Annotated in this window: 15 protein-coding genes; 1 reads left to right on the top strand and 14 read right to left on the bottom strand. The window is 63.4% G+C overall.

What is annotated here, in order from left to right; translation table 11 throughout:
- Positions 1 to 174: 174 nt before the first annotated feature.
- Genes K3F44_RS00575 through zwf form a run of 3 tightly spaced genes read right to left on the bottom strand, consistent with a single transcriptional unit; the run spans position 175 to position 3,036 of the window.
- On the bottom strand, positions 175 to 849 hold the full coding sequence (locus tag K3F44_RS00575) for a bifunctional 4-hydroxy-2-oxoglutarate aldolase/2-dehydro-3-deoxy-phosphogluconate aldolase (RefSeq protein ID WP_188035479.1): 675 nt from the start codon (positions 847 to 849) through the stop codon (positions 175 to 177).
- Between the two features lie 17 nt (positions 850 to 866).
- Entirely contained in the window at positions 867 to 1,580 is a 714-nt protein-coding gene (pgl, locus tag K3F44_RS00570; RefSeq protein ID WP_220633168.1) for a 6-phosphogluconolactonase, read from the bottom strand.
- Positions 1,567 to 3,036, bottom strand: coding sequence for a glucose-6-phosphate dehydrogenase (gene zwf / locus K3F44_RS00565; RefSeq protein ID WP_101316985.1), 1,470 nt, complete (start codon positions 3,034 to 3,036; stop codon positions 1,567 to 1,569). Before zwf ends, pgl begins: the two co-directional genes overlap by 14 nt.
- 211 nt (positions 3,037 to 3,247) lie before the next feature.
- Between zwf and hexR the strand changes: the two genes are divergently transcribed.
- A complete protein-coding gene (gene hexR / locus K3F44_RS00560) occupies positions 3,248 to 4,111 on the top strand; it encodes a DNA-binding transcriptional regulator HexR (RefSeq protein ID WP_178080816.1) in 864 nt (287 codons plus the stop codon).
- Here hexR and K3F44_RS00555 read toward each other — a convergent pair.
- The 11 genes from K3F44_RS00555 to edd form a co-directional block, all read right to left on the bottom strand.
- Positions 4,104 to 4,958 (bottom strand): D-hexose-6-phosphate mutarotase, encoded by an 855-nt coding sequence (locus K3F44_RS00555; RefSeq protein WP_103436230.1) that lies wholly within the window; start codon positions 4,956 to 4,958, stop codon positions 4,104 to 4,106. The genes hexR and K3F44_RS00555 overlap by 8 nt on opposite strands.
- Before the next feature lie 146 nt (positions 4,959 to 5,104).
- Positions 5,105 to 6,448, bottom strand: a complete 1,344-nt coding sequence (locus tag K3F44_RS00550; RefSeq protein ID WP_220633167.1) for a carbohydrate porin — start codon at positions 6,446 to 6,448, stop codon at positions 5,105 to 5,107.
- 37 nt (positions 6,449 to 6,485) lie between these two features.
- Positions 6,486 to 7,640 (bottom strand): ABC transporter ATP-binding protein, encoded by a 1,155-nt coding sequence (locus tag K3F44_RS00545; RefSeq protein WP_150571064.1) that lies wholly within the window; start codon positions 7,638 to 7,640, stop codon positions 6,486 to 6,488.
- 3 nt (positions 7,641 to 7,643) lie between these two features.
- Positions 7,644 to 8,489 (bottom strand): carbohydrate ABC transporter permease, encoded by an 846-nt coding sequence (locus K3F44_RS00540; protein WP_220633166.1) that lies wholly within the window; start codon positions 8,487 to 8,489, stop codon positions 7,644 to 7,646.
- Positions 8,482 to 9,390, bottom strand: a complete 909-nt coding sequence (locus tag K3F44_RS00535; protein ID WP_101316973.1) for a carbohydrate ABC transporter permease — start codon at positions 9,388 to 9,390, stop codon at positions 8,482 to 8,484. The genes K3F44_RS00540 and K3F44_RS00535 overlap by 8 nt, the downstream gene beginning before the upstream one ends.
- An 80-nt stretch (positions 9,391 to 9,470) precedes the next feature.
- Positions 9,471 to 10,757, bottom strand: a complete 1,287-nt coding sequence (locus K3F44_RS00530; protein ID WP_150571065.1) for an ABC transporter substrate-binding protein — start codon at positions 10,755 to 10,757, stop codon at positions 9,471 to 9,473.
- Positions 10,758 to 10,873: 116 nt separating this feature from the next.
- The gene (locus K3F44_RS00525) at positions 10,874 to 12,103 is read right to left on the bottom strand and encodes an AGE family epimerase/isomerase (RefSeq protein ID WP_101316969.1); all 1,230 of its coding nucleotides are present in this window, start codon (positions 12,101 to 12,103) and stop codon (positions 10,874 to 10,876) included.
- A 127-nt stretch (positions 12,104 to 12,230) separates the two neighbouring features.
- A complete protein-coding gene (locus K3F44_RS00520; protein ID WP_103436225.1) occupies positions 12,231 to 13,685 on the bottom strand; it encodes an ATP-binding protein in 1,455 nt (484 codons plus the stop codon).
- The gene (locus tag K3F44_RS00515) at positions 13,666 to 14,391 is read right to left on the bottom strand and encodes a response regulator (RefSeq protein ID WP_101316965.1); all 726 of its coding nucleotides are present in this window, start codon (positions 14,389 to 14,391) and stop codon (positions 13,666 to 13,668) included. The genes K3F44_RS00520 and K3F44_RS00515 overlap by 20 nt, the downstream gene beginning before the upstream one ends.
- A 146-nt stretch (positions 14,392 to 14,537) precedes the next feature.
- Positions 14,538 to 15,497: a glucokinase gene (locus K3F44_RS00510; RefSeq protein ID WP_220633165.1), complete on the bottom strand. Its 960-nt coding sequence runs from the start codon at positions 15,495 to 15,497 to the stop codon at positions 14,538 to 14,540.
- Positions 15,494 to 17,320: a phosphogluconate dehydratase gene (gene edd, locus K3F44_RS00505; protein ID WP_101316961.1), complete on the bottom strand. Its 1,827-nt coding sequence runs from the start codon at positions 17,318 to 17,320 to the stop codon at positions 15,494 to 15,496. Before edd ends, K3F44_RS00510 begins: the two co-directional genes overlap by 4 nt.
- Positions 17,321 to 17,407 lie beyond the last annotated feature (87 nt).

Here is a 17,407-nt window from a genome sequence, read left to right as displayed (position 1 = left end):
AAGGCCCGCAAAGCGGGCCCGGGGATATCTGCGGCGAAGCTGAAAATGAGGGCCCGCTGCGCGCGCCTTTCGCGACACAAGGCCGCTCCTACACAGAGCTCTCGCGTGCAATCGGCCAAAAAAAGGGGCGCTGACCAAGCGCCCCATAAGCAGTGCAGCACACAACGAATTCAATCAGTCGAACAATGCCAGCGCCTCGGCGCTGCATTCGGTAATGCGGTTCCAGTCGCCGTTCTTGATCCAGCTGCTGTCAAGCATCCAGGTGCCACCCACGCACATCACGTTGTTCAGCGCCATGTAGTTGCGCACATTGCCTGGATTGACGCCGCCGGTTGGGCAGAAGCGGATATCGCCAAACGGCCCGCCAAAGGCCTTGATCGCTGCCACGCCACCGCTGATTTCGGCCGGGAACAGCTTGAAGCGGCGGTAACCGAGGGCGTAGCCCTGCATGATCTCCGACGGCGTGCTGATGCCTGGCAACAGCGGAATGTCACTCTCTACACCGGCAGCGAGAATGTCGGCAGTGATCCCCGGGGTCACCACAAACTGCGCGCCTGCGGCCTGGACAGCAGTGAACATACCGCGATCGAGCACAGTGCCGGCGCCGATGCACAGTTCCGGGCGCTGCTCGCGCAGCACTTCAATGGCCTTCAAGCCATGCTGCGAGCGCAGGGTTACTTCCAGCGTGCGAATGCCGCCAGCGGCCAGCGCATCGGCCAGCGGCAGGATGTCCTGCTCACGGGCGATGGTAATCACCGGCAGGATCCGTGCAGCGGCGCAGATCACATCGATCCGCGCGGTTTTTTCGGCCATCGACAGCAAAGGCTGGGGGCGTTCAAGGGTGGTCATGACAGTGGATCCTTGGCTCATGGGCACCAGTAGATGCTCAGGGGGTCGTGAAGAAAGGCGCGAATCGGCATTTCGCTGGGGTCATCGCCCGCCAGCGCGGCGCGCAGGGTCGCCAGCTTGCCGGCCCCCTGCACAGACAAAGCAGTAAAGGCAGCGCTGGCCAGCAAGGCGCGGGTCATGCTCAGGCGCTGATGTGGGACGCTGGGCGCAAGCATCGGCAACACTCGCTGCTCGCCGACCTTGGCCAGGCCCTGACGCAACAACGGGCTGGCCGGGAACAGCGAGGCGGTATGGCCATCGTCACCCATGCCCAGCACCAGTACGTCGATCGGCGGCAACTCGGCGAGGGCTTGATCGGCCTGCTCGGCGGCGGCCTCAAGGTTGCCGGCGTTTTGATACAGGCCGATGAAACGGGCCTTGGCCGCCGGGCCTTTGAACAGGTGCCGGGCCAACAGGCCAGCATTGCTGTCGGCATGCTCGACCGGCACCCAGCGCTCGTCGGCGAGGCTGACGGTGACCTTGGCCCAGTCCAGCTCGGCGCTGGCCAGCTGTTCGAGAAACGGCACCGGGCTACGCCCGCCAGACAACACCAGGCAGGCCTGGTCTTTACTGGCAATGGCCTGGCGCAGACGCTCGGCGACATCCGCCGCCAGGCGTGCAGCCAACGCCTTGGCATCAGCCAGTTGGTGCGTCGTGACGACGCTTGGCAGTTGCAGTTCAGATATCGCCATACCATGACCTCCCATCACGTGTAATCAGTGCAATCGAGCTCATCGGACCCCATGAACCGGCCGCATAGGGCTTGGGCGCGTCACCGGCGTTTTTCCAGCCAGCGATCAGCTGATCGCACCACTTCCAGGCATATTCGATTTCGTCCTTGCGCACGAACAGGTTCTGGTTGCCGCGCATCACTTCCAGCAGCAAGCGCTCGTAGGCATCCGGAATCCGCGCACTGCGCCAGGTGTCGGAAAAATTCAGTTGCAGCGGGCCGCTGCGCAGTTGCATGCCCTTGTCCAGGCCCTGCTCCTTGGTCATCACCCGCAGCGAAATACCTTCGTCCGGCTGCAGGCGGATGATCAGCTTGTTGCCGATCTGCAAGCGCTGTTCCGGAGCGAAGATATAGTGCGGGGTTTCCTTGAAGTGGATAACGATCTGCGACAGCTTGCCGGGCATGCGCTTGCCGGTGCGCAGGTAGAACGGCACCCCCGACCAACGCCAGTTGCGGATATCGGCACGCAGGGCGACGAAGGTTTCGGTGTCGCTCTGGGCGTTGGCATTGTCTTCTTCGAGGTAGCCCGGCACTGGCTTGCCATCGCTGTAACCGGCGATGTACTGGCCGCGGACCACGGCGGTGCTGAGGGCCTCGCCAGTGATCGGCGCCAGAGCCTTGAGCACCTTGACCTTCTCGTCGCGGATACTGTCGGCCGAGAGGTCGCTGGGCGGGTCCATGGCAATCAGGCAAAGCAGCTGCAGCAAGTGGTTCTGGATCATGTCGCGTAGCTGGCCGGCCTTGTCGAAGTAGCCCCAACGGCCTTCGATACCGACCTTTTCGGCCACGGTGATCTCCACATGAGAGATCGAATTCTGGTTCCACTGAGTCTCGAACAGACTGTTGGCGAAGCGCAGGGCGATCAGGTTCTGCACCGTCTCCTTGCCCAGATAGTGGTCGATGCGATAGACCCGGCTCTCGGGGAAGAACCGCGCCACCGCGTCGTTGACCCGCCGCGATGACTCAAGATCGTGCCCGATTGGTTTTTCCAGCACCACCCGGGTGCGCTCGACCAGGCCGGCCTTGTCGAGGTTCTCGCAAATCGCGCCGTACACCGCCGCCGGGGTGGCAAAGTAGGCGATCAGCGGCACGCCTGGGGCGGCCTGTTCAGCCAGGGTCTGATAGCCCTCGGGTTGGAGGAAATCCAGATGCAGGTAGCTCAGCCGGGCCAAAAAGCGCCCAAGCGTAGCCGCTTCAATATCGGCATCAGGCACAAACCGGCGCAGGTGCGCTTCGATGTTGGCCAGGTGCTGCTGGCTGTCACCGGCCTCGCGGGCCAGCGCCAGCAAGCGCGAATCGGCGTGCAGGAGGCCGGCACGGTCGAGCTGATAAAGCGCGGGGAACAGCTTGCGCAGTGCCAGGTCGCCCAAGGCGCCAAACAAGGCAAAGGTGCAAGGTTCAACACTGATCGCAGCCATGATGTTGGTTCTTTCCTAAAGTTGACCTAGGAATATCGTTTTCAACCGCACTTTTCAAGAGGTAATGTAGTAAAAACCACAACATTACCGACAAGTGTTACAGACAAGTGGTAGATCAACCCCTACCGACAGTACGATAGACAACCCTGCAAAAAGCCTGCTGTAACGCCAGCCGGCTGTCTTCTCGACCCAAGGACATACCATGGACCGCGTGCGCAACCTCCTGGAACAGATCCAGGGACGCCTCGATGAGCTGAACAAGGCCGAACGCAAAGTCGCCGAAGTCATCCTGCTCAACCCGCAACAGGCCACCCGTTTCAGCATCGCCGCACTGGCCCAGGCCGCCAAGGTCAGCGAGCCGACCGTCAACCGCTTCTGCCGCTCGTTCGGCGTCAGCGGCTACCCGGAACTCAAGCTGCAGCTGGCGCAGAGCCTGGCCAGCGGCGCCGCCTACGTCAGCCGTGCGGTCGAGGCTGATGATGATCCGGCCGCCTACACCCAGAAGATCTTCGGCAGCGCCATCGCCTCGCTCGACAGTGCCTGCCAGCAACTCGACCCGCAGCAGGTCAGCCGCGCCGTCGACATGATGATCCAGGCCCGCCAGATCCACTTCTTCGGCCTCGGTGCCTCGGCCCCGGTGGCACTGGACGCCCAGCACAAGTTCTTCCGCTTCAACCTGGCCGTGTCGGCCCACGCCGACGTGCTGATGCAGCGCATGCTCGCCTCGGTAGCACACACCGGCGACCTGTTCGTGATCATCTCCTACACCGGGCGCACCCGTGAGCTGGTCGAGGTTGCCCGCGTCGCTCGCGAAAACGGCGCCTCGGTGCTCGGCCTGACCGCCGCCGGCTCGCCGCTGGCCAACGCCTGCAGCATGAGCCTGCATATTCCGCTGCCGGAAGACACCGACATCTACATGCCGATGACTTCGCGGATCATCCAACTGACCGTGCTCGACGTCCTGGCCACCGGCATGACCCTGCGCCGCGGCGTCGACTTCCAGCCGCACCTGCGCAAGATCAAAGAGAGCCTCAACGCCAGCCGCTACCCGATCGAGGACGACGAGCTCAATTGAGCCGGTGCGCCTGCAGGCTCAGGTGCGCCTGCTCGCCCGGCGCCAGGCTCAGGCCAGCGGTGCTGCCGCTGGCGGCTTCGACACAGACGAAGCGCTGACTCTCGCGGCCACTGACGCCCATCAGCGGACGGCTGCCGGGGTGCCAGACCACAGTGTCGTCGCTGTCGCCGGTATCGATGCACAGCTCGCGGTCCCAGGTCGGGTCGTGCAACTGCACCGATGAGGTGCCTGGATACACTCGCTGGCACCCGCCACCGACCTTCAAGGCGCCCTTCTGCCGGCAGCTCTGCCGGCTGAGCTGGTCATAACCTTCAATGTTTTCGAGCCCAGACAGCGCTATCTTGGCAACGTCACTAATACGCCAGTAAGCCAGCAGAGCATGACTCAATTGGCAGGTTTCACTGTCCTGATGCACGGTGCTGAGCTTGAGCTCCATGTTCTTGCCGAGCCGCGCGTGCAGGTCGACCTGCCACTCACACAGCTGCAACTGCCACACCAGGGTCACACCATCATCGTCGGATGTGCTGCTCAGCAGCTTCCAGTCCAGTAGCCGGGCCCAACCATGGGTAGGCCACAGGTCTTCACTGGGGTGGCGCCCGTACCAGGGCCAGCACACCGGCACTCCCCCGCGGATCGCGCCAACTTGCGGCCATTGCTCGGCGCACCACAACCACGGCCGTTCGCCGCTCGGCTGAAAGTGCAGCAATTGCGCACCCTGACGGCTGAACACCGCCTGGCAGTGCGGGTGATCGATGATAAGGACATCGCGCTGTTGATGACGCTCCCACTCGAAGACGGGCCTGGGCCGCTGCGGGGTGAACAAGCAGTGGAGCGGATGTTCGGGCATGGCTGGTAACTCTTGTTGTCATTAGGGCCGCGGTTGCCGGCCAAACGCGTCGCCACGCACTGCTGAAACAGCCTGCGTGACAACGGCTGGGCGACAAGCGACCGCAGTGCGGTCGCTACGATGGCGTAAATTTACAACATTTAGCCTCAGAATGACGACTGAATCTTCAGCCCTGCGACCAGCGCGTTGTCGACTTCATCAACCCCACCTGGGCTTTTGATGTACTGCAGGTTGGGCCGCACGGTCAGCCAGTTGGTGACGTGGAAGCCGTAGTACAGCTCGGCGTTGTACTCGGTGCGCTGCAGCGGCACAAAGCCCATGTCGTTGTAATCACTGATACCGCTCTGTGCGTTGAGCTGCTCGGCGCGCTTTTTCACGTCATCGTTGACGTGGATCCGGGCGATGCCGAAGCCGATGTCATCCTTGGGCCGCGAATCGAAAGCGCCTTTGTAGACCATGCCGACTTGCTGGTAGTTGTCGACCACGTTGGTGGCCTTGTCGTGCACGGTGAAGTTGGCGAACAGGCTCAGGCCGCGGTTGACGTCACCGGCATGTGCGGTGACTTGCTGCTGGGCCACCACCCACCAGCCGTGCTTGCTCGAGTGCGACTTGAAGCCGACGCCGCTGATGCCCTGGGCGTTGCCGTTGACATCCTTGTAGACGTCATCGGCCGAGGCCGTGCTGTAGTAATAACCCAGGCGGTATTCACCCGGCAGGCCATTGACCTTGGGCTGCCAGACCGCCTCGACCGGAATGATCGCGCCTTTGGTGCCACTGCCGCTGAGCTTGAAGCCGTTGCCGGTTTCGAGGTTGGACGGGTTCTGCTCGAACGCACCGACCTGCACGAAGACTTCCGGGGTGATGTTGTACTTGACCCGCAATGCCCACTGGCTGACCGGCCAGTTGTACCAGATGCCGCCGACCCAGTTACCCACCTGCGAGCCGCAGAATGCCAGGTTCTGGAAGTCGCAAGGGAAGCTGTTGAAGTCCTCGCCCGGGCCGTAGCGGCCGAATTTGACGTCCAGCGCGCCATCGAAATACTTCTGCTTGATCCACATCTGGGTCAGCCGCCAGGTCTGGCCGCGGCCCCAGACTTCCTGCACCGAACTGAGCTGACCGGCGCGCGGGTCGCTGATACGGTCGTTGGACAGGTTGCGGCCGCTGCGCTCGGTGACCGCCAGCTTGAACTCGGTGTCGTGCCAGCCGAGGATTTTCTCCAGGTCCAGGTGCATGCCGAGGGCGAACTGGTCGCTGTAGCGCGCAGTCTTGTCGTCGTTGTAACCGCCATTGAGGTTGCCGGCGACCTCACCGACGTAGTCGAGGGTGAAGTCGTAGCCCTTGTCGAGCAGCTCGGTGCGGGTGCCGCCCCAGTCGCCACTCATCCATTTCGATTCGCTGGAGAAGGCCTCGGCGGCCTGTACGCTGCTGCTGCCGACCACGGCCAGCAAGGCCAGCGAACCCAACGTGCTGATGCGATTGCGATGTTCCATCCCTGTGCGTCCTCTTTTCTTGTTATGAAGGGTCCAATCAACGGCCCGCGATGTGGGCAACGTTGTCTTGCAAGGGTGCGGCGTGGCGAGCCAGGTGCAGGCGCTCACCGGTTTGCGCGTCGAACAGCAGCACCCGTGCCGGGTCCAGCTGCAGGTTGAGGGTGTCGCCGACCTGGCAGCTGATATCCGGCGCCAGCCGGCAGCACAGCTTGGTCTGGTTGACGGTGACGAAGACCAGCAGGTCCGGCCCGGTCGGCTCGGTGATCTGGACTTCGGCGCGCAACAGCGACAGGCCGTCGCCCTCCCCTGCACCGAGGCTGATCTGCTCGGGACGAATGCCGAGAATCACTTCACGGCCATCGAAGCCTTGGCTGGCCGCGCCCAGCGCCAGCTCGCAGCGCGCCTGGCCACTGTCGAGCAGCGCCAGCACACGGCCGCCCTGCTCGCGCAGGCGCACCGGCACGAAGTTCATCGGCGGCGAGCCGATGAAGCTGGCGACAAACTGGTTGGCCGGGTCGTTGTAGATCTGCTGCGGGGTGCCGAACTGCTGGATGATGCCGTCCTTCATCACCGCCACCTTGTCGCCCAGGGTCATCGCCTCGATCTGGTCATGGGTGACGTACACCGTGGTGGTTTTCAGCCGTTGGTGCATCAGCTTGATTTCGGTGCGCATCTCAACCCGCAGCTTGGCGTCGAGGTTGGACAGCGGCTCGTCGAACAGGTAGATCTTCGGCCGCCGTGCCAGCGCCCGGCCCATCGCCACGCGCTGCTGCTGGCCGCCGGAGAGCTGGCCCGGCTTGCGCGTGAGCAGGTGTTCGATCTGCAGCAGCTTGGCTACCCGCGCCACTTCTTCGTCGATGGCTGCCTGGGGCAGCTTGCGGATCTTCAGACCGAAGGCGATGTTGTCGCGCACGCTCATGGTCGGATACAGCGCGTACGACTGGAACACCATGGCGATGTCGCGATCCTTCGGGCTCATGCCGCTGACGTCGTCGCCATCGATCAGGATCGCCCCGCCGCTGATGCTCTCCAGGCCAGCGATGCAGTTCATCAAGGTCGACTTGCCGCAGCCGGAAGGGCCGACCAGGATCAGAAACTCACCGTCCTTGATCGCCAGCTGGATGTCTTTCAGTGTGTCTGGCACACCAGTGCCGTAGGTCTTGTTGACGTTGCGAAGTTCGAGTGTGGCCATGACTTACCCCTTGACTGCGCCGGCGCTCAGGCCGCGCACGAAATACTTGCCTGCGACCACATAGACCAGCAGGGTTGGCAGGCCGGCGATCATTGCCGCGGCCATGTCGACGTTGTATTCCTTGGCCCCAGTGCTGGTGTTGACCAGGTTGTTGAGGGCCACGGTGATCGGTTGCGAATCGCCGCTGGAGAACACCACGCCGAACAGAAAATCGTTCCAGATCTGGGTGAACTGCCAGATCAGGCAGACCATGATGATCGGCGTCGACATCGGCAGAATGATCCGCCCGAAGATGGTGAAAAACCCGGCACCATCCAGCCGCGCCGCCTTTACCAACGCATCGGGGATGGTCACGTAGTAGTTGCGGAAAAACAGCGTGGTGAACGCCAGGCCATACACCACATGCACCAGCACCAGGCCAGCGGTGGTGTTGGCCAGGCCGAGCTTGCCGAGGGTGAACGAGGCTGGCAGCAGCACGGTCTGGAACGGCAGGAAGCAGCCAAACAGCAGCAGGCCGAAGAACACCTGCGAGCCACGGAAACGCCACATCGCCAGCACGTAGCCATTGAGTGCGCCGAGCGCGGTAGAGATCAGCACCGCCGGTACGGTGATCATGATCGAGTTCCAGAAATAGCCACTGACCGTGGTCCAGGCCTTGGCCCAGCCGATGCTGGTGACCACCGCCGGCCAACTGAGCAGGTTGCCGCTGCCGATGTCTTCCGGGGTCTTGAAGCTGGTCAGCAGCATCACCACCAGCGGCACCAGGTACAGCAGCACGGCAAACAGCAATACCGCATGAATGGCCAGCCGACTGAGGCTGATGGCCGGTTTGTCGAGGCGGCTAGTCATGGCGTTTGTTCCTCAGCTCCGAGTACAAGTAAGGCACCAGAATCGCCAGGATCGCGCCCAGCATGAGGATCGCGCTGGCCGAACCCATGCCCATCTGGCCACGGCTGAAGGTGAACGAGTACATGAACATGGCCGGCAGGTCGGACGAGTAACCCGGGCCGCCAGCGGTCATCGCCGCCACCAGGTCAAAGCTCTTGATAGCGATGTGCGAGAGGATCATCACCGCACTGAAAAATACCGGGCGCAGGCTGGGCAGAACCACCTGCCAATAGATCCGCGGCAAGCTCGCACCGTCGATCTGCGCCGCGCGGATGATCGACTGATCGACCCCGCGCAGGCCGGCCAGAAACATTGCCATGATGAACCCGGAGGCTTGCCAAACGGCAGCGATCACCAGGCAGTACACGACCCGGTCGGGGTCGATCAGCCAGTCCAGGCGAAAGCCTTCCCAGCCCCAGTCGCGCATCAGCTTGTCCAGGCCCATGCCCGGGTTGAGCAGCCACTTCCAGGCGGTGCCGGTGACGATCATCGACAGCGCCATCGGGTACAGGTAGATGGTGCGGATAAACCCTTCGCGGCGGATACGCTGGTCCAGCAGGATCGCCAGCAGTACTCCGATGACCAGGCTGATGCCGATGAACAGGCTGCCGAACACCAGCAGGTTCTTGCTCGCCACCCACCAGCGGTCGTTGTCGAGCAGGCGTGCGTATTGCGCCAGCCCTGCCCATTTGTAATTGGGCAAAAAGGTCGAGGTGGTGAACGAGAGGACAAAGGTCCACAGGATATAACCGTAGAAGCCCACCAGGATGATGACCATGGTCGGCGCCAGTACCAGTTTAGGTAACCAGCGCTGCACGGCGTCCAGGGGTGAGGCCCGCAGTTGCGCGGTCGCAGTAGTCATGGCAGCGATACCTGTCAGTACAGAACGTTAACTGAGGGTGGCGTGCAGCCGCCGCAAGGACGGCTGCGCCGGACCAGCCGTTACTGGGCGGACTTGATCGCCGCGCCGAGCTTTTTCGCGGCATCGGCCGGGTCGGCCTTGGGGTCGTTGATGTAGTTGGTGACCACATCGAAGAACGCGCCCTGCACTGCCAGGTTGGTCGCCATGTTGTGCGCCATGCTTGGTTGCAGGCCGCCGGTCTGGGCGTCGGCAAGGAAGTCCTTGGCCGAGGTCTGCGCGCAGGCATCGAAGCCATGCTTGGCCATGTCGACGAGCATGTCCTTACGTACCGGGATCGAGCCCTTGTTGCTGCTGAACAGCTTCTGGAAGTCCTGGCTCATCACCACTTTGGCGATGTCCTGCTGGCCAGCCGAAGTGCCGGCGTCCTTCTGCTTGAACACCACCAGCGAGTCGATGTTGTAGGTGAAGGCCTTGTCGGTACCCGGGAACGGCACGCACTGATAATCCTTGCCGGCGACCTTGTTGGCCAGGGTCCACTCGCTCTTGGCCCAGTCGCCCATGACCTGCATGCCGGCCTTGCCGTTGATGACCTTGGCGGCTTCCAGGTTCCAGTCCTGGCCTTTGCCGTCAGCGTCCATGTAGGTAGCGACGCGCTTGAGCTCGGTCAGCGCCTTGACCATGCCCGGTCCGGTCAGCACCTTTTGGTCAAGATCAACCAGCGCCTGCTTGTAACCGTCCGCGCCCATTACCGACAGCACCACCGCTTCGAACACGGTGCTGTCCTGCCATGGCTGGCCGCCGTGGGCGAGCGGGATGAAGCCGGCTGCCTTGAGTTTTTCGGCTGCGGCGTAGAACTCGTCGAGGGTGGTCGGCGCCTTGTCGATGCCGGCCTTGTTGAATACTTCGGGGTTGATCCACAGCCAGTTGACGCGGTGGATGTTGACCGGCACAGCGACATAGTCGCCCTCGTACTTGACGGTGTCGGCGACTTTCTGCTCCAGCAGGCCGTCCCAGTTCTGCTCTTTGGCCACATCCTTGAGCACGTCACTGTCGAGCAGGCCGGTGGAGGCCCACTCCTGGATGTCCGGGCCCTTGATCTGGGCCACGCCTGGCGGATTGCCGGCCACGGCTCGGCTCTTCAGTACGGTCATTGCGGTGGCACCGCCGCCGCCGGCAACAGCGCCATCTTTCCAGATGAAGCCGTCTTTTTCGATTTGAGCCTTGAGTACATCGACAGCAGCCTTTTCGCCACCAGAGGTCCACCAGTGCACCACTTCGACCGAGCCTTTGGCATCGGCGGCAGACGCGCTCAGGGGCAGCAGGGAGGCGAGGGAAATCGCGGCGGCGAGACGCAGAGTGGAGTTCATCGCAATACCTTTCTTGTTGTTATGCAGGGCAAGACTGTCGCTTGCATTGCACAGGAGTGTAATAACCCGGCAAGGCGCCTCAGGTAACGAAGCGCTGCGCTATTGTCATCAGTTGGTTACATTCGCCGCGCGAGGCCCGTGGCAAGGCTTGGCGCCAGAGCCAGGGTGGGCAACAGCACGGCCTGATAAGCGTGATAGAGGTCCGGTTTGCCCGCCCATATCGTCGCACTGGGGAGGTTGTCCGGGCTCAGTTCGTGGTGCCAGCTGCCGGCGTCGTTATCAATCAGATGCGCCTGGATGAACGCCCAGAAACGCCCGTACCAGCACTGGTATTGCGCCTCCCCCGTGCGCTGCCACAACGCAGCGGCAGCGGCGCTGGCTTCGGCATGCACCCAGTGCAGGCGCTGGCGTACTACCGGGCGTTGTTGCCAGTCGAGGGTGTAGACGATTCCGGGGGCGCCGTCGGCGTGCCAGGCGTGCTGACAGGCGCTGGCAAACAGGCCGCGTGCGTCGGCCAGTAGCCAGTCGGGTGTCGCTAGATCGGCCAATTGCAGCGCAGCTTCAAGGTGCAGCAGCAGCCGCGCCCACTCGAAGCCGTGGCCGGGAGTAACGCCGTAGGGTCGATAGCCATCGGCGTGGTTGTCGCTGTTGTAATCGGTGAGCGGCTGCCAGTGCAGGTCGAAGTGCTCGATCACACTGAAGCCATTGGCACGCGCATGGCCGTGGATCACCCGCTCGACGATGCGCAGCGCACGCTGCAACCAGATCGGCTCGCCAGTCACGTCGGCAAGGGCCAAAAACGCTTCGGTGCCATGCATGTTGCTGTTGGCCCCGCGATAGGCCTCCTGCTGCTGCCAATCGCGACTGAAGCTTTCGCGCAGGGCACCCTCGCTTTCACTCCAGAAATGCGCCTCGATGATCTCGATGGCTTGCGCCAGCAAGGCCGGCGCAGCAGCGCTGCCGGCCACCTGCGCAGAACTCGCAGCAAGGGCAACGAAGGCGTGCAGGTAAGCGGCTTTGATGCTGTCGCCAGCGGTAGCGGCGCTGGCGTACCAGCCGCCGTGCTCGACATCGCGCAGCCTGCCGGCCAAGGCGGCGATGCCGAGCTCAACCAGTTCCAGGCAACCGGGCCTGCCTTGTAGATGAGCCAAGGCGAAGCTGTGGGTCATCCGCGCGGTGGTAATGGTGTCGGCAATTGCGTCGGCGGCAAGGTGGCCGTAGCTGTCGAGGTTGCCGAAGCCGAGTTCCAGCTGTGAGGCTCTGGCGAAGGCCAGCAAACGCTGCCCTTCGGCATCCAGCCAGGCACTGTGCGGCCCGTCGATCAACGGCGATTGAGCATGATTCATTGGCCTGCTGCGTCCTTGTCGAGAACAGGCACGGCGCCTGTCGTGGCGGCCAAGTCTAGCCAGAGTGCTACGGCCAATAGGTCACAAAGGCCGCCATTGCTGTCACTGGCTGGTGACCAAGCGTTGCTCACTCGGCGCTGCGCGGCAGGCACAGGGTCACCCGCAGGCCGCCCTCGCGCAGGTTGAGCAAACTGACTTCACCGCCATGACTGTGGGCAATATTGCGCGCGATGCCCAGGCCCAGGCCATAGCCTTGCTGCTGCCCGGCCAGACGAAAATGCGGCTCGAACACCTGCTCCATTTGCTGCTGCGGCACACCCGGGCCGTGGTCATCGACCTGCAGCACAAAGCCCTCCGGGCCATCGATGATGCGCAGGTGCGCGCGCTCGCCGTACTTGATCGCGTTGTCGACCAGGTTGCCGATGCAGCGGCGCAGGGCCAACGCCTTGCCCGGATACGGCGCCAACGCCCGCCCCTCGACGGTGATACGGCCGTCACGCAGGTACGGTTCAGCGAGAATTTCCAGCAGCTGGTTGAGATCGATCGGCTCGATGTTCTCGTGGATATCCGTGTCTTTGACGCACTGCAGTGCGCCTTTGACCAACAGCTCCAGCTCGTCCAAATCACGGCTGAACTGCGCTTGCAGGCGTTCGTCTTCAAGCAGCTCGACGCGCAGGCGCAGGCGCGTGATCGGCGTGCGCAAGTCGTGCGAGATCGCGCTGAATAACTGGCTGCGCTCGGTCAGGTAACGGCTGATGCGCTCGCGCATACTGTTGAAGGCGCGACCTACCTCAACCACTTCGCTGCCGCCACCCTCGGTCACCGGCACCACATCGGCGCCCAGCGACAGATCGCGGGCCGCGCGCGCCAGACGCTTCAACGGTCGACTTTGCCAGTGCACCAACAGGCCGATGAACAGCAGCAACATGGCCGTGGTCAGGGCAATGAAGCCGATCTGCTGACGCGGCAGGCGCTCGGCCTCAAGGCTGGTGTAGGGCTCCGGCAGCAGCGAGGCGATGTACAGCCACTCGCCTTCGGCCAGGCGGATCTGGTTGACCAGCACCGGCGGGTTGAGCGGTTCCAGGGTCAGCGAATAATGCGCCCACGAGCGCGGCAATTCATCGAGCTTGAGGCCGCTGTTGAAGATGCGCAGCTGATCGGGGCTGACGAACTCGACCGAAACTTCCACCTGCTGGCCGAGGCGCTCGTGCAGCACTTGCTGGAACACGTCGATGACTGCCTGCTTGCGCGGAGTGATCGGCAGCGTGGCCATGTCCAGCGGCTTGTCGTTGAGCGATACGAAAAAGCGCGTGCCGCCCATGCTGCGCAATTGGTCGAGGACCATTGGCCGATAGGCCACCGGCAACGAGCGGAAGTAACTGACACTGGCGCTCATCGAGTGGGCCAGGCTCTGCGCGCTGGCGCGCAGGCCCTGCAACTGGCTGGCGCGCAACTGCGCCACCCAGATCAAGCTCGACAGGCCCTGCGCCAGCAATACCACCAGCAGGGTCAACAGCAGCATGCGCCCCAGCAGCGAGCGCGGCAGCAGGCGCCAGCGGCGCTCAGTGGCTGCGGTTGACATGTGCCGCCAGCAGGTAGCCACTGCCGCGCACGGTGCGGATCAGCCGTGGCGGTTTGTCGGTATCGCGCAAGCGTGAACGCAGGCGGCTGACGGCCATGTCGACGATGCGGTCGAGCGGCATCGGCTCGCGGCCACGGGTAGCATTGCCGATGGTGTCGCGATCGAGGATCTGCTGCGGGTGGTCGAGAAACAGTTTGAGCAAAGCAAAGTCGGCGCCCGACAGAATCACCTCTTCACCGTCGCGGTGGAACAGTCGATGGCTGACGGTATCCAGCTGCCATTCGTCAAACGCCAGCACGGCACTGGCGGGCGCTACCTGGCCAAACTCAGCACGGCGCAGCAAGGCCTTGATCCGCGCTTGCAACTCCCGTGGGCTGAACGGTTTGCCGAGGTAGTCATCGGCGCCCAGCTCCAGGCCGATGACCCGATCGGCCTCGTCGGAACTGGCGGTGAGCATGATGATCGGCACCCGCGACTGGCGCGGGTGCTGGCGCACCCAACGGCATAGGCTGAAGCCGTCTTCGTCGGGCAGCATCACGTCGAGAATCACCAGGTCACACGTCGTGCTGTCCAGCGCCTGGCGAAAACCCTGGCCATCGGCCTCGGCGCGCACCTGAAAGCCGGAGCGGCTCAAGTAGGTCTGCAGCAGTTCGCGGATGTCATGGTCGTCATCGACCATCAGGATCGATCGGGGGGCAGTGCTCACTGAAGTTCTTCCGTGTTGTTGGGCCCGCTCTGCGGCCCTTCGCGGGTGAACCCGCTCCCACAGGGTTATGAGCTGCGCTTGAGAACGGCGCGGTCCTTGTGGGAGCGGGTTCACCCGCGAAGAGCCGCGCGGCGGCCCCAAGAAATCTAACGAGCCATCGCTTGCTGCAGCGCCACACCGGCACCCAACAGGCCAGAAAACTCAGCGGTGACCAACCATACCGGGATCCCGGCAAAATAGCCGCTCATGCAGCCCTTGTCGGCAAAGCTGGCAGCAAAACCGCTGCGCAGGAACAGCTCGGCAAACCGCGGGATCACGCCACCGACGATATACACCCCGCCGCGCGCGCCGAGGGTGAGTACGTTGTTGCCGGCAACCCGGCCAAGGAAGCAGCAGAACTGTTCGATCACGGCCAATGCCTGCGGCTCACCAGCCAGCGCAGCCTCGGTGACTTCCGCTGGGCTCAGGTGAACTGGCTGAACACCATCCAGCGCGCACATCGCCTGATACAAGCGCACCAGGCCGCCGCCGCTGAGTACGGTTTCGGCACTGACATGACCAATCTGGCTTTGGATCTGCTGATGGATCGCGGCTTCACGCGCGTTACCGACGGGCAGGTCGACATGGCCGCCCTCGCCTGGCACCGCCATCCACTGTTGCTGGTTGAGGTGCAACAAGCTGCCGACGCCCAGCCCGGTGCCAGGGCCGATCACCAGCGCCGGACGGGCTGGGTCGGCGTTACCGGCGCATACCGCCTGGAATTCACCAGGCAGCAAACGGGTCATGCCCAGCGCCATCGCCGAGAAGTCGTTGAGCAATAGCAGCTGCTTGACCTGAAGCATGTCGCAGAACGCCCGTCGGCTCAGCCGCCAGTGGTTGTTGGTGAACTGGAACTCATCGCCATCCACCGGCCCGGCAACCGCCAGACATACCGCCGCAAGCTCACCGCGTGCGATGCCCTGCTCCTGCAGGTACGCCTGGATCGCCTGCTCCAGACTGGTGTAGTCAGCCGTCGGCAACACCCGCACGGCGTGCAGCTGGTTGTCGCGCCAAAGGGCAAAACGTGCGTTGGTGCCACCGATGTCGCCAACCAGCAACTCATTCACTTGAGATTCTCCAGGCCAGAGGTAAAGGCGCTGGCGCCCTGTTCCGCTGAACTGAACGCCATGCGCATGAAACCAAACAGTTCGCGCCCGCAGCCCAGGTCATTGCCCTGGGGTGCAGGCGGCAGATCGCGGCTGGCCAGCTCTTCGGCCGAGACCATCACCCGCAAGGTGCCTTCGACACCATCAACGCGCACCATATCACCATCGCGCACACGTGCCAGCGGGCCGCCGTCGAACGCTTCCGGGCAGACGTGGATCGCCGCCGGGATCTTGCCCGAGGCGCCTGACATACGCCCATCGGTGACCAGCGCGACCTTGAAGCCGCGATCCTGCAGCACGCCGAGAAACGGCGTCATCTTGTGCAGCTCGGGCATGCCGTTGCAGCGCGGGCCCTGGAAGCGCATCACCGCGACGAAATCGCGCTCCAGCTCACCGGCCTTGAACGCATCGGCCAATGCCTGCTGATCTTCGAACACTCGCGCCGGCGCTTCGACCACGCGGTGCTCGGGCGCCACGGCGGAGACTTTCATCACGCCGCGGCCGAGGTTGCCTTCCATCACCCGCAGGCCGCCCTCGCTGGAGAATGGCCGCGAAGCCGGGCGCAGGATGTTCTCGTCCAGGCTTTGCAACGGGCCTTCGCGCCAGACCAGTCGGCCATCCTCAAGGAACGGCTCCTGGGTGTAGCGGCGCAGGCCATGTCCGGCCACGGTGTTGACGTCGTCGTGCAGCAGCCCGGCATCGAGCAGCTCGCGAATCAGGAACGACATGCCGCCGGCGGCCTGGAAGTGGTTGATGTCGGCTTTGCCGTTGGGGTAGACGTTGGACAGGGTTGGCACGACCTCGGACAGGTCAGCCATGTCCTGCCAGGTCAACTGGATGCCGGCAGCCTGGGCAATCGCCGGGATGTGCAGGGTGTGGTTGGTCGAGCCGCCGGTGGCATGCAGGGCGACGATCGAGTTGACCAGGGCCTTTTCATCGACGATTTCGCCCAGCGGCATGAAGCTGCCGCTGGCTTTGGTCATGCGCGTGACCTGCTGCGCAGCTTCGGCGGTGAGGGCATCACGCAATGGCGTGTAAGGATTGACGAACGAGGCGCCGGGCAGGTGCAGGCCCATCACTTCCATCACCAGCTGGTTGGTGTTGGCGGTGCCGTAGAAGGTGCAGGTGCCGGGGCTGTGGTAGGAGTTCATTTCCGACTCGAGCAGCTCTTCGCGGCTGGCCTTGCCTTCGGCATAGCGCTGGCGCACATCGGCCTTCTGCTTGTTGGAAATGCCCGACGGCATTGGTCCGCCAGGGACGAAGATGGTCGGCAGATGGCCGAAGCGCAACGCGCCCATCATCAGGCCAGGGACGATCTTGTCGCAGATGCCGAGCATCAAGGCGGCGTCGAACATGTTGTGCGACAGGGCAATCGCGGTGGACATCGCGATCACTTCGCGGCTGGCGATGGCCAGCTCCATGCCCGGCTCACCCTGGGTGACGCCATCGCACATGGCCGGCACACCGCCGGCAAACTGACCGACCGAGCCGATCTCGCGCAGCGCCTGTTTGATCTGCTCGGGGAAATGCTGGTACGGCTGATGCGCCGAAAGCATGTCGTTATAAGCCGAAACAATTGCCACGTTGGCGGCATTCATCATGCGCAGGCTGTGTTTGTCTTCGCTACCGCAGCCGGCCACGCCGTGGGCGAAGTTGGCGCACTGCAGGCTGGCGCGCATCGGGCCGTCACTGGCCGCACCGCGAATCAGTTGCAGATAACGTTCACGGGTAGGACGGCTACGTTCGATCAGCCGTTGGGTGACCTCTAGGATGCGCGGGTGCATGTACTGAACTCCAGGCTGACGGTAAGGGTGATCTGAAGCGGGATTTCCCCTCCCCCCGATTGCGACCTAGGCTCAAGTGAAACCTGC

The sequence above is a fragment of the Pseudomonas sp. S07E 245 genome (genome assembly GCF_019599025.1).
Lineage (GTDB): Bacteria > Pseudomonadota > Gammaproteobacteria > Pseudomonadales > Pseudomonadaceae > Aquipseudomonas > Aquipseudomonas shirazensis.
This window is presented reverse-complemented; position numbering and strand designations above follow the sequence as displayed.

Bases quoted from the DNA above. Each gene is read 5' to 3' on its own strand.
- K3F44_RS00555 (WP_103436230.1), bottom strand. From the start codon at position 4,958: ATGCCCGAACATCCGCTCCACTGCTTGTTCACCCCGCAGCGGCCCAGG.
- K3F44_RS00540 (WP_220633166.1), bottom strand. From the start codon at position 8,489: ATGACTAGCCGCCTCGACAAACCGGCCATCAGCCTCAGTCGGCTGGCC.
- K3F44_RS00575 (WP_188035479.1), bottom strand. From the start codon at position 849: ATGACCACCCTTGAACGCCCCCAGCCTTTGCTGTCGATGGCCGAAAAA.
- K3F44_RS00550 (WP_220633167.1), bottom strand. From the start codon at position 6,448: ATGGAACATCGCAATCGCATCAGCACGTTGGGTTCGCTGGCCTTGCTG.
- K3F44_RS00520 (WP_103436225.1), bottom strand. From the start codon at position 13,685: ATGTCAACCGCAGCCACTGAGCGCCGCTGGCGCCTGCTGCCGCGCTCG.
- K3F44_RS00525 (WP_101316969.1), bottom strand. From the start codon at position 12,103: ATGAATCATGCTCAATCGCCGTTGATCGACGGGCCGCACAGTGCCTGG.
- K3F44_RS00530 (WP_150571065.1), bottom strand. From the start codon at position 10,757: ATGAACTCCACTCTGCGTCTCGCCGCCGCGATTTCCCTCGCCTCCCTG.
- zwf (WP_101316985.1), bottom strand. From the start codon at position 3,036: ATGGCTGCGATCAGTGTTGAACCTTGCACCTTTGCCTTGTTTGGCGCC.
- K3F44_RS00535 (WP_101316973.1), bottom strand. From the start codon at position 9,390: ATGACTACTGCGACCGCGCAACTGCGGGCCTCACCCCTGGACGCCGTG.
- pgl (WP_220633168.1), bottom strand. From the start codon at position 1,580: ATGGCGATATCTGAACTGCAACTGCCAAGCGTCGTCACGACGCACCAA.
- K3F44_RS00545 (WP_150571064.1), bottom strand. From the start codon at position 7,640: ATGGCCACACTCGAACTTCGCAACGTCAACAAGACCTACGGCACTGGT.
- edd (WP_101316961.1), bottom strand. From the start codon at position 17,320: ATGCACCCGCGCATCCTAGAGGTCACCCAACGGCTGATCGAACGTAGC.